The 12,862-nt window shown below is 38.7% G+C and carries 10 protein-coding genes; 1 reads left to right on the forward strand and 9 read right to left on the reverse strand.

Annotation, left to right across the window (positions count from 1 at the left end; all coding sequences use genetic code 11):
- Positions 1-190: 190 nt before the first annotated feature.
- The 5 genes from MMF97_RS00565 to MMF97_RS00585 all read right to left on the reverse strand — a co-directional run bounded on the left by MMF97_RS00565 (position 191) and on the right by MMF97_RS00585 (position 6,619).
- A complete protein-coding gene (locus tag MMF97_RS00565) occupies positions 191-1,984 on the reverse strand; it encodes an acyl-CoA dehydrogenase family protein (RefSeq protein WP_243357544.1) in 1,794 nt (597 codons plus the stop codon).
- 98 nt (positions 1,985-2,082) lie between these two features.
- Entirely contained in the window at positions 2,083-3,261 is a 1,179-nt protein-coding gene (locus MMF97_RS00570; protein WP_243357545.1) for an acetyl-CoA C-acyltransferase, read from the reverse strand.
- Between the two features lie 76 nt (positions 3,262-3,337).
- Complete coding sequence (locus MMF97_RS00575; RefSeq protein ID WP_243357546.1) at positions 3,338-3,703, reverse strand: four helix bundle protein; 366 nt, start codon at positions 3,701-3,703, stop codon at positions 3,338-3,340.
- A 71-nt stretch (positions 3,704-3,774) separates the two neighbouring features.
- Positions 3,775-6,180, reverse strand: coding sequence for a 3-hydroxyacyl-CoA dehydrogenase/enoyl-CoA hydratase family protein (locus MMF97_RS00580; protein WP_243357547.1), 2,406 nt, complete (start codon positions 6,178-6,180; stop codon positions 3,775-3,777).
- Positions 6,161-6,619 carry a MarR family winged helix-turn-helix transcriptional regulator gene (locus MMF97_RS00585; protein ID WP_243357548.1) on the reverse strand — a complete coding sequence of 153 codons (459 nt, stop codon included), beginning with the start codon at positions 6,617-6,619 and terminating at the stop codon, positions 6,161-6,163. Before MMF97_RS00585 ends, MMF97_RS00580 begins: the two co-directional genes overlap by 20 nt.
- Positions 6,620-6,803: 184 nt before the next feature.
- On the opposite strand from MMF97_RS00585, the gene MMF97_RS00590 reads away from it, so the two are divergent.
- Positions 6,804-8,012 (forward strand): MFS transporter, encoded by a 1,209-nt coding sequence (locus tag MMF97_RS00590; RefSeq protein WP_243357549.1) that lies wholly within the window; start codon positions 6,804-6,806, stop codon positions 8,010-8,012.
- Here MMF97_RS00590 and MMF97_RS00595 read toward each other — a convergent pair whose 3' ends face one another.
- From MMF97_RS00595 to MMF97_RS00610, 4 genes are all read right to left on the reverse strand, one after another.
- Positions 8,013-8,294, reverse strand: coding sequence for a GNAT family N-acetyltransferase (locus tag MMF97_RS00595; protein ID WP_243357550.1), 282 nt, complete (start codon positions 8,292-8,294; stop codon positions 8,013-8,015). It lies immediately after the preceding gene.
- A 245-nt stretch (positions 8,295-8,539) separates the two neighbouring features.
- Entirely contained in the window at positions 8,540-10,078 is a 1,539-nt protein-coding gene (locus tag MMF97_RS00600) for a redoxin domain-containing protein (protein ID WP_243357551.1), read from the reverse strand.
- A gap of 129 nt (positions 10,079-10,207) precedes the next feature.
- Positions 10,208-11,368: an AhpC/TSA family protein gene (locus tag MMF97_RS00605; protein ID WP_243357552.1), complete on the reverse strand. Its 1,161-nt coding sequence runs from the start codon at positions 11,366-11,368 to the stop codon at positions 10,208-10,210.
- A gap of 30 nt (positions 11,369-11,398) precedes the next feature.
- A complete protein-coding gene (locus MMF97_RS00610; protein WP_243357553.1) occupies positions 11,399-12,862 on the reverse strand; it encodes a RagB/SusD family nutrient uptake outer membrane protein in 1,464 nt (487 codons plus the stop codon).

Consider the following 12,862-nt stretch of genomic DNA (forward strand, 5'->3'; position numbering starts at 1 on the left):
AATAATCTTTTAGAATGGTTACTACAATTTTTAACCAATTTTAACAAATGAAAAAGAGGCTGTTCAAAAAATTAAAAGTCATTCGGTATCCGATATGGAATCTTTTCAGGCAAATGACCTTTTTAAAGGTCCTAAAATAAATTCGGGATGACGAAGAAATTTTAAACAGCCTCTTTGTAGGAGGATATTGTTAGAAGCAATATTTATTCGCTTCTATAATCTGTTTTGCCACATTCTGACGGGCTTCTTTAACATTAAAGGGTTCAACTTTGGTAAATCTACGTAAACCTACCAACATCATACGCAATTCATCACCTTCAGCAAAAGCCCATAATGCCTCCTTACCGGCCTTTGCAACTCCATCAACAGCTTCTACCAGATAAATGCGCATTAAATCCAGCTGGCCTTTACAAGCTTCTTCGCCTTTTAGGCTTACCAATTTTTCTGTCCTTAATATTGTCGATTCCAATACATATACATAACCTGCCATATCTGCAATATTCATCAAGATTTCCTGTTCTTTGCTCAGGCTCATCATTAATTTCTGCACAGCAGCCCCTGCAACCATCAAAGTAGCTTTCTTAAGATTAGCCAGTACTTTTTTCTCAGTTGCAAATAAAGTATCATCTTCTTCGCCAAATTCAGGAATAGCCATCAGCTCGTTTGCTACTGCTGTGGCCGGAGTCATCAGATCTAACTCGCCTTTCATGGCTCTTTTCAGCATCATATCAACGGTTAATAAACGATTGATCTCGTTGGTACCTTCAAAAATTCTGTTGATACGGGCATCACGATAAGCTCTGTCCATAGGTGCATCTGCACTAAAACCCATACCGCCGTAAATCTGCACACCTTCATCTACCACATAATCTAAAGCCTCAGAACCCCAAACTTTCAGGATAGCACATTCTACGGCAAATTGTTCCACCGATTTTAGTTTTGCTTTAGAAGGCTCCATACCCCCTGCCACCAGCGCATCGTAGGTATCATCAATATTTTGTCCGGCACGATAATTAGCTGCGTCAACAGCATATACCTTAGAAGCCATTTCAGCTAATTTATAGCGGATGGCGCCATACTTAGAAATCTGACGGCCAAATTGCAGACGTTCATTTGCATAATTTACAGCTGTGCTTATGGTTTGTTTTGATGCACCTATAGCAGCAGCCGATAATTTGATACGTCCAATGTTAAGAATATTTACCGCGATTTTAAAACCGTTCTGTCTTTCAGAAAGCATATTTTCTACCGGAACAGGGCAATCGTTAAAAAAGATTTGTCTGGTAGAAGAACCTTTGATACCCATTTTATGTTCTTCAGGGTTCATGGTTATTCCACCAAAATCACGTTCAACAATGAATGCAGTTAAGTTCTCATCTTCATCAATTTTAGCAAATACAATGAAGATATCAGCAAAACCTCCATTAGTGATCCACATTTTCTGCCCATTAATGATGTAATGTTTACCATCTTCGCTTAATTTCGCTTTGGTCTTACCCGAATTTGCATCAGAACCCGAATTCGGTTCAGTTAAACAATAAGCCGCTTTCCACTCACCCGTTCCTAACTTAGGAATATATTTTGCCTTTTGCTCTTCATTACCATAATACAAAATAGGCAGTGTACCAATACCTGTATGGGCAGATAAAGCTACCGCAAAAGAATGTCCCGCTCCCACAACATCTGCCACTAACATAGAAGTGTTAAAATTCTTACCAAAACCTCCATATTCTTCGGGAACAGATACACCTAAAATCCCTAATTCGCCTGCTTTTGTTAACAAATTAGGCATAAATTCAGGGTCTTCTTGCTTATCGATTTTTTCAAGATTAGGAAAAACTTCTGCTGCTAAAAAATCACGGCAGGTTTGGGCAATCATTTGCTGTTCTTCGTCAAATTCTTCTGGAATAAATATATCCTGATAAGATGTTTCTTTGATTAAGAATTCTCCGCCTTTGATTATCTTTTTATCTGTATTTTCCATTTTTGTTTTAGATTAAGGATGAAGGAACAAGGATAAATGACAATGTTCCCTAGGTTAAATTTTATTCTCTATAGCTTAAGCAATACTCTTTTATTATGTTAAAGCAATTCAAAAATACCGGCAGCTCCCTGCCCTGTACCTACGCACATAGTAACCATACCATATTTTTGTTTTCTTGCTTTAAGTTCGTTCAAGATTTGTACGGTTAATTTTGCTCCTGTACAACCAAGCGGGTGTCCTAATGCAATTGCACCTCCATTTACATTCAGCTTATCTGTATTTAGATTTAAGTTTCTGATAATAGCCAAAGATTGCGATGCAAAAGCTTCATTGAGTTCTATCAAATCAATATCGTCTTGTTTTAAACCAGCTTGCTTTAAAGCTTTCGGAATAGCCTCTATAGGTCCTATGCCCATAATACGTGGAGGAACTCCGGCAACTCCGTAACTTACTAATCTTGCAATAGGCTCTACGCCTAATTCTTTCAGTTTTTTTTCTGAAACCACAATTACAAAAGCAGCGCCATCTGATGTTTGCGAAGAGTTACCTGCCGTAATACATCCACCAGCAGCAAAAACAGGTTTCAGTTTTGCTAACTTTTCAATGGTGGTATCTGCTCTTGGCCCTTCATCAGTATCTACTACATATGAACGGGTTTTCTTTTTCAGGTTTTCATCCAGGTAAGTTTCGTTCACCGTTATTGGAGCAACCCCCGATTTTAAATGCCCATTTTTTATTGCATTGATAGCTTTTTGATGTGAATTGAAAGAAAAGATATCCTGATCTTCACGACTTACATTAAATTCTTTAGCCACTGCTTCTGCAGTTAAGCCCATTCCCCAATACCAATCGGGATGATTTTTAGCAACTACAGGATTAGGAACCAATTTCCAGCCGCCAAATGGCATACCACTCATCACTTCTACCCCTCCGGCAATGATACAATCGGCCATACCTGCTTTTATTTTTGCTACTGCCGTAGCAATGGTTTCCAAACCTGAAGCACAATACCTATTCATCGTTACACCTGGCACTTTATCGGTATCTAAAGACATCAGACTGATCATACGGGCTACATTTAGTCCTTGTTCAGCCTCCGGGGTTGCATTACCCACAATAACATCATCAATTTCTTCTTTATTTAAATTAGGTACAGATGCAATCAGTTGTTTAATCACATCTGCTGCTAAATCGTCTGCTCTTGTAAAGCGGAACACACCTCTTGGTGCTTTTCCTACCGCTGATCTAAGACCTGCAATGATATATGCTTCTTGCATTGTTTTTTGATTTGAGATTTGAGATTTGAGATTTGAGGATTAGCCTTAAATCTAAATACCAAATCTTGTTAACTGTTTATTTACTAATCTTATTTTTAAGTCTTTGCTGTAGCCCATAGGTCATTTTTTGTAATTCGTCTATCTGAGCCAGCAAAGAATTGAGTTCTTCTTCTTTAATCAGAATCAATCTGTTAGCTATTACCAATTGAGTTTGCAATTCAAAACATGAGCCATTTGCTATTCCCAAAAAATTACAGAACTCTTTCTCTGAATTTCGTCCTGCACCTTCTGCAATATTTGATGAGATAGATACAACTGCTCTGCGAGATTGATTAATTAATCCAAAACGTTCATCTAAGGGATAGTTGGCTGTAACTTTGTAAACTTCAACTGCCAAATCAACAGCTTTGTTCCAAATTTTTAATTCTTTTAAATTATGCATGCTTCAACTATCTTAAACCTCATTTTCAAACATCTCAAATCTAATTTCTCATATCTCCTACCTAACTACTCTTAATTTCTCAACGGCTTACCTTTTGTAATAATAGACTGGATACGCTCTAATGTTTTTCGCTCCGTACATAATTGCAGAAACGCTTCACGCTCCAGATCTAGTAAATATTGTTCAGACACTTCTGTAGGTGCAGATAAATCTCCGCCACACATTACGTAACCTAACTTTTCAGAGATTTTTTGATCATGTTCAGAAATGTAATTACCTGCATGCATACTGTTTGCGCCTGCATAAACAATACCTAAGCCATGATTGCCTAAAACCTTAATATCTTTTCTCTGAACTGGTTTTGTATAACCTGCGTCGGCCAATTCTATAGCTTTCGCTTTTGCATCGGCCAGTAAACGCGACCTGTTCATGGTAATGCCTGCTTTTTCTTTTTGTATGTAACCTAACTCTATAGCTTCTTGTGCTGATGTTGAAACTTTAGCTGTACCAATGGTCAAGAAGCGTTCTTTTAATGTATTTTGTGCTATCTGATCATCTTTCAGCTCATCTCCTGCTCTTAAAGCAAATTCTTTGGTACCACCGCCACCAGGTATTACACCTACGCCAAACTCTACCAGCCCCATGTAAGTTTCGGCACTCATCTGAACGTGATCGGCATGTAAACTAAATTCACAACCACCGCCCAATGTTAAATTAAACGGGGCCACAACCACCGGAACGGCTGAATAACGAATGCGCATTGAGGTATTCTGGAACATTCTGATCGCCATATTCAACTCATACCATTCCTGTTCTACGGCCATCATAAAAATCATTCCAACGTTTGCGCCTGCCGAGAAGTTTCCACCGTCATTACCAATTACCACTCCGCGGTATTCTTTTTCAGCCAGATCAATAGCTTTATTGATTGCTTGCAGTGTATCTCCCCCAATGGTATTCATCTTAGAATGAAATTCTACATTTAAAATACCATCTCCTAGGTCGATAATAGATGCACCTGCATTTTTGTAAATGGTTTTGGTTGCTCTCAAATGATCCAGTATAATCAGATCTTCTGCTCCCGGAACATTTTTATAAGATTTAGAAGGAATATCATAATACTGACTTACTCCATTTTCTATTCGGTAAAAAGTAGTAAATCCTGCATCTAACATTTCATGTACCCATGCCGCAGCTTCATGTCCATAGGCTTTCATGCCTTCTATCGCTTCCTTTACACCCACAGCATCCCAAACCTCAAAAGGCCCCAGTTCCCAGGCAAAACCTGCACGCATTGCATCATCTATACGGTACAATTCATCTGATATTTCTGGAATACGGTCTGATACATACTCAAACAAGCCAAAAAAAGAAGTTCTGAACAGTTCTCCGGCTTTGTCTTTAGCTGCCGCAAAAACCTTCATTCTGTCTGCGACTTTATCAATGGTTTTTGTCATTTCCAAAGTAGCAGATTTAACCTTTTGCTGAGGTTTGTACTCTAATGTTTTCAGATCTAAAGCCAATATTTCGCTTTTACCTTCGGCATTTTTTATTTTTTTATAAAATCCCTGCTTGGTTTTATCGCCCAACCAGTTGTTTTCTGCCATTTTCTCAACATAAGTAGGCAGTTTAAACAGGTCATGTGCTTTATCTTCAGGGCAATTATCATACAGGCCTTTAGCCACTTTGATCATGGTATCAAGGCCTACCACATCAGAAGTACGGAAAGTTGCAGATTTAGGACGACCTAAGGCTGGTCCGGTATATTTATCCACTTCTTCAACGGTAAGATTTAGTTTTTCAACGGAATGAAGCAGGGCCATGATAGAATAAACGCCTACGCGGTTGGCAATAAATGCCGGAGTATCTTTACAAAGTACAGTAGTTTTCCCCAGGAATTTATCTCCATATTCCATCAGAAAATCTACCACTTCTTTTTTGGTATCTTTTGTTGGGATGATTTCTAACAGACGCAGATATCTTGGTGGATTAAAAAAGTGCGTACCACAAAAATGTGCTTTGAAATCTTCTGAACGTCCTTCTTCCATCATATGAATAGGAATGCCCGAAGTGTTTGAAGTAATCAGTGTTCCGGGTCTACGGTATTTTTCTACCTGTTCGAAAACCGTTTTTTTAACCTCTAGATTTTCCACAACTACTTCTATCACCCAGTCGCATTGTGCTATCTTAGACATATCTGTAGTAAAATTACCTGTAGTAATCTTATGAACTACTGATTTTGAATATACAGGTGAAGGATTGCTTTTCAAGGTATTTTGCAGTGCTGCATTCACAATCCTGTTCTTAACCACATCGCTTTCAAGTGTAAGCCCTTTTGCCTGCTCTTCAGGTAAAAGCTCTTTTGGCGCAATATCAAGCAGCAGAACTTCCACACCTATATTTGCAAAATGACAGGCAATACGCGAACCCATAATGCCTGAGCCCAGTACCGCTACCTTACTTATATTTCTGTTCATAACCATCTTTTAATGCCGAATAATGTAATGTTAGCTTATTAACTTTTTCTAAAGTTGCTATTAACTGTTCTTTTTCTTTTATCGACAGCTTATCGTTGAGATACTCATTAAATGAAACAACCACGTCGCGGGCCAGTTTTCGCTTTTCCACTCCAAAAGGGGTTAAAAAAATCTTAACCGAACGTTTATCTTCAACATCTGTTTCTCTGTAAATAAGGCCCATTTGCTCCATACTGTTTAACATCCGAGATAAAGATGTAGATTTAACTCCCAGTAAGGCTGCTAAAGCTGATACTTTAGTGCCGGTTGCTTCAATATTAATAAGCACATAACCTATAGCTTGCGTAATACCAAACCCCGACGCTATCTGGTTGTAGGTGTTTGAAATATTTTGCCAAACTATCTTTAAAAAATAATCTACTGTTTCTTTCTGCTTCATAAAATTTATTATGCTTGCATAACAAATTTATGTAAAAATTTTATTTATATCAAAAGATTAAAATTATTTTTTTGTGGTTTTTCTCTATTTAATCTCTGATTTACATCATGAACTGTAAACTTTGTTATTTTTTTATTTTATGATTACAAAAAAGCAATTGTAGATTTGTGCTTTACTTTGGAAAATGGAAAAAACCACAACATCAACACAGGACCTTAGCTCTACCGTATATCCTATTTTATTTGCATTAAGCTTTTCTCATTTATTAAATGATACCATACAATCGTTGATACCTGCCATTTACCCGATTGTAAAAACCAGTTACCACCTGAGTTTCTCTCAGATTGGATTAATTACTTTAACTTTTCAATTGGCAGCTTCGCTGTTTCAACCTTTTGTAGGTTTATATACAGACAAAAAGCCGCAGCCTTATTCTTTGGCTGTAGGAATGGCTTTTACGCTTACCGGACTGATTACCTTATCTTTTGCGAATAATTTTTACCTGATCTTACTTTCTGTAGCGCTGATCGGAACAGGTTCTTCGGTTTTTCATCCCGAAGCATCAAGAATGGCACATGCAGCCTCGGGCGGAAAAAGAGGGCTAGCGCAATCTGTTTTCCAATTAGGTGGAAATGCCGGAAGTTCATTAGGCCCATTACTTGCCGCATGGATCATTGCACCTAAAGGACAACATAGTATTATCTGGTTTTCTGCAATTGCCTTAATTGCCATTGTGGTATTAAGATATGTTGGCAACTGGTATAAGAATTATGTATTAGCACATCATCTTTCAAAAAAAGGAAGATTAAACTCCTCTGAGCATCATCTTCCTAAATCTAAAGTGATCATGGCTGTATCTATCTTGCTGATCCTGATTTTTTCCAAGTATTTTTACATGGCCAGTCTTACGAGTTATTTTACTTTTTACCTGATAGATAAATTTCAGGTATCGGTTCAAACCTCACAGATTTATCTATTTGTATTCTTATTTTCAATCGCTGCCGGAACTTTATTAGGCGGCCCTATTGGTGACCGCATCGGAAGAAAGTACGTAATCTGGTTCTCCATATTAGGCGCTGCGCCTTTTGCACTTTTATTACCGCATGCCAACTTATTCTGGACAGGTATTTTAATTGTACCTATAGGAATGATCCTGGCTTCGGCTTTTTCAGCAATTCTGGTTTATGCCCAAGAACTTATCCCGGGCAAAGTAGGGTTAGTGGCAGGTCTGTTTTTTGGTTTTGCCTTTGGCATGGGTGGCTTAGGCTCTGCCTTAATTGGTAACCTGATTGATAAAACCAGCATAAGCCATGTATTTTCTATCTGTGCTTACCTGCCTTTAATCGGATTATTAACTGCTTTTTTACCTAACATTAGAACTCATAAAAAGTAATTAAGCTAATACATCAGCATAATCTGGTGTTTTATCAAAAACTGATTTGGCATAAGGGCAAAGTGGTATAATTTTAATATGCTGTTCTCTTGCATATTTTACGGCTGCTTCTACCAACTGCCTTCCCACTCCTTTGCCCGAAAAGTTTTCGTTTACTTCGGTGTGATCTATAATCATTTTTTCAGGCCCAGCCCAGGTATAAGTCATTAATCCGGCTTCCTGATCGTTATCTACCGCTTTGAAAAAGCCTTTATGTTCTCTGTTAAATTGTTGTACTTCCATGATTTTGTTTTTAGTTTAAACAAACTTATAACAGTATCGGCAGTAAATTGTTGATATACATCAAGAAATTACAATATGGTTATTTTGTGATGTTACATTTAGTCTTTTTCAGAGCTCGTGTTCGCTTCGTGAATTTTATGATATTATCGGTTTAAGCAAAAGAGGCAGATGCTTTTCAGCACCTGGCACTCTCTGCTTTATTAACAACCTATATTTATTATTTTCACAATTTTTCTCGAAGCTCTTTAATTAGCATTTTTGCTGTCCATCAGCATTTGAATCATTAGCTCCAGGTCATCCTCATTGTCTCCATCTATACTGAAACTAGAGAAGATCAGACGGCCTTCTTTGTCAATCAGAAAGTTCATCGGTGCAAGATCATGGTTGTCCAGATTTCCTTTCACCCTTTCCCTTACATCTTCTAATGGAGTAAAACTATAACCGGTACCTTTCAAAAACGGAACCACATAATCATTTTGTTTGGACAGAATATTGATGCCCAGATATTCTAGATTGTTCCCTTTAAACTTTTTAACGACATTCTCAAAATGAGGAAACTCTGCCCTGCAAGGCCCACAGCCCGGGAACCAATAAGTTAGCAGTATTACTTTGCCTTTATAATCAGATAATGATGCAGTGCCCGGGGTAAGGTAACGTTTTAAACCATTAAATGGTGTTGCTACCTGTGCAATAGCATTCAGGCTTGCCCAAATATCAGCATCGGTTTGTAAGCTATCTTTACTAAGCTTGTTGCCATAACCCGCTATTGCAGTTCTTATCTGTACAGAGGGGCTCTTTGCAAAAACTACGATCAGGCTATCATACGCAGCTCTAGTATTACCGGCTAAATCATATATCTGTGCCTTTAACAATTCAAGTCTTGTCTTAAGCTCTGAATATTTCGACAATTGTATCTTTTTTAATTCGTCCAACGCTTCGGTTTCCTTTCTTTGACTGAGCAATGTTCTCGTTTTGATCATAACCTGTGCCTGTGATACGAGTTTAGGCCATTGCTTTTTCTCTTTTTTTTCGGTTTGGGCCATTTCCTGTGCCAGTTCCAGAGCCTTTTCCGCATTTTCCCAAAGAAGCACGTTAAAATAAGCAGACATACCGCTTGCCGACCAGCCGAATTTATCAGGTGCATAGCTCCGGTGCAACAATTCAAAATATTTCAATTTTTCAGCTACTTCTTTTGATCTTACAGCCAACCAATACAAAGCCTGCGCCCCTCTTTCGTGATTTGGAAAGTGTTTGGCTACCTCTAAACTCATTTGCACCCATTTTACTTTATCAGCACCTCGAAATGAACTCGCATAATAAAATGCATAATCTGCATTGGATGGATTAGATAGCGCAGCTTTTTCCAGATAAGCCTGCGAAATTTTGGAATCGCCCCATCGTTCTGCATCCTGCCATAAGCCACCCCAGGCCTCAGTAAAGTTAGGATTAATAGCAACTGCTTTTAAAAGGTAAGGCTTGGCTTTAGGATTCTCCTCGTCAAGATAGGCCTTTCCGATAGCATAAGGGACTATAGCCGATTTGGGAAACTTAGTTGTCCACGCAGCATATTGTTTTTCCAGTTCAGGACTTTCTGTGCCTATAGCCTTAGTATAGGCCATGTGAACATTGAGGCTATCAGGGCTTGCTTCTACAGCAGCTCTTAATTTAGCAAGCTGCAATTTATTGGTAACCACATCGGGTTGGCCTTGCTGTGCAAAAATAACAGCAGGAAATACCAATGCACTCCATACAATGGCATACCAGATTTTAATATTTTTTACCATGTTATTAAATAATTAATTTTGAACAATTTAGTCTTGACTGGAATCCATTCAACATTGTTAAAAAGCCAGCAAAGGTTTGGCAGCCAAAATATGCGTTTGGGCTGTTTGCATGCTTTTGTTTGAAAAGAGCTACGGAATGTTTACAAAAATCTCTGCAAGTTTCTTATCCAGCGCTTCATCATCTTCTCCACCACCCCCATAACGACCTATGATTATTCCATTTTTATCGATTAAGATTTTAGTAGGCAACACGTGAACACCATAACCTTTGCTTAAATCATTGGTGGCATCAACACTCCTAGCCGATATCTTAAGCCCTCTTAGTACATGTTTCCAAACCCCAATCTTGTCCTCTTCAACTGCTTTTTTCCAACCAATAGAATTGCCATCATCATAGGCCATCCCGATAATTTCGAGACCTTTGTCCTTATACTTACTATATAAAGACAACAGGTGTGGATTTCCTTTCCTACAAGGCAGACACCAGCTTGCCCAAAAATCGATCAGCACATACTTCTTTCCTTTAAAATCAGCCAAATCAAGCTTTTCTCCGTTGATATCTATGGTAGAAAATACCCTTGCCAAACTTCCGGGTGATCCACTTTCCAGCTCGAGCATTTCCTTGTAGACATATTTACCATCTTCGCTAGCTTTTATCCTTGGCGTAAAGGAATGATAAAGGGCTTTCACTTCATCGAGCTTTAGTAAATTCATTTTAGATTTCATGAGGTAGGCCGAAACATACGAATCCGGATGTGCGCTAATATAAGCAAGGTCAACTTTATTCATTCTTGCTTTAAAGGGACCTAACTTTTCGTATAAGGCGGGTTTTTTACTATAGTCTTTCTCACTCCGATAAGCTGCCTGCGCTGGCTCCATTTCTTTAAGTATCGGTGCTTTCTGCCGATTTAATTCTTCCAGTTCATCGTTGCTATTGGAGCCTTTTAGAGTCAGTTGTTTGAAGGTGCCATAACTTACGGACATATCCATCACAGCTGGTTCGATAAAAACGGAGGTAATATTGGGATCCTCTATACTTCTGATGTTTCTGGCAGCGGCAATACTAACCATAACTGGTTCTGAAAGTTTGCCTTTAAACACAAAGCTCCCTTTCGTAATGGCGGCACTATCCATTTGCATGGCTTCACCTACCTGATAAGACAGGTATATATATCCTGTTTCCATGCCATTGATCTTCCCATTAATTGTAAAATCAGAACCCAATGGTTTTTGTGCAAAGCCTGGCAGACTTAAAAAGGCTACCAGGCTATATAATAATAGTTTTTTCATTATTTTGTGATCTATCTTTTACCGGGATACTCAATATGAATTTTGAACAATCTGGCCCTGACTGGCATCTATTTCAATATTATTGATAGGTACCAGCAAACGTTTGGCATCCAAAGTATACGTTTTAGGGTTGTTGATGTTTACTCCTGTGGAGTTTACTTCAAAGAAATCACGTGTTAGCACAACATTATCTGCAGGATAATCATTTACACTGAACCTACGGATATCATACCAGCGCATAACAAATGGCAGTTCCCTTCTCCTTTCTTCCAATACTTTTTTAATAGCGTCGTCCTTATTGGCCGCTGTTAATGCAATATAAGTGCTCATTCTTTTTAAGCGCAATGCATTTACCGCATCCATAGCTCCTGCAACATCGCCTTTTCTGGCCAACACTTCTGCCTTGTTCAAAAGTACTTCTGCAATGGTAAAGCCAGCCGGAATATAACGGCCATCACTAAATACAGTATACCTGGCTGTAGCTGGGTTGATAACCGAAAACCTTCTTCCTCCGTTCTGAATTATGAAATCCTTGTATCTTAAATCATTTTGCGTATCGTACAACGCAATCAAAGACGCAGATGGAATATGCCATTGGGCTGCTGTAGAAACATAACGGGTATAATAAGCCTCAGGCCAGTATAAGAATTTAACTGGTGCCCAGTCATTCAGTTCTACGTAGGTCAGCACTGCAGAGGGATTGGTATAATTTTCCGAATTCCCAGGCTTTAAAGTCTTGAAATCAACCAGTTTGACATTCGTGCTGGCCAATGCGACATTAGCCTGGGCAATACTGTTGTCAAGATCCCCTGTAAAAAGATAGAAACGGCTCATAAAAGCGGCAAGCGTTTTTTTACTTACACGCCATGGCTTCAGAGATTCTACATCATCAACCGTTACCTTCTGGGCTTCAGCGATATCTGACAAAATAAAATCATAGGTTTCTTTTAACGTAGCCCGTTTTAAAGACTCTGTGTACTCAACGGTTTTTTTAATGGGCAAACCTAGGCTATTCATATTGGCTGCAGAGTAAGGGGCACAATAATGGTTCGCAAGAACCCAGTACGAATAGGCCCTGATGAAGTGGGCATCTGCCTTTACCCTTTGCCTTGCAGCCTCATCACCGCTCACCTGGTCAATATTTGTCAGGATCAAGTTAGCTGTGAATATCTTTTTAAATTCTCCATTCCACAGCGGGTCAGAAACTTGGTTTACCAGTCCATTCACATCCCATACGTAATATTGAACCCTGTCAACAGAAACAGCAGATTGTGTCCTGTAATTCTGGTAAAAGAGCTTGCTGATTTCCGTGTCGTCTGTAGAGTAGGTCGCTGTATAATTCACTTCATAAGAAAAAGCAGTAGCGTTATCTACCAAAGCCTCCAGTTGTGCAACTGTTTTGATGCTGGCTTGTTTTTTAGGTTCTTCCGAAAGGTATTTTTTGCATCCTGCAAGAAGAAATACGCTTATAATTGAATATTTTAATAGTTTCAT

It is taken from the genome of Pedobacter montanisoli (genome assembly GCF_022809115.1).
GTDB classification, from domain to species: Bacteria; Bacteroidota; Bacteroidia; order Sphingobacteriales; family Sphingobacteriaceae; genus Pedobacter; species Pedobacter montanisoli.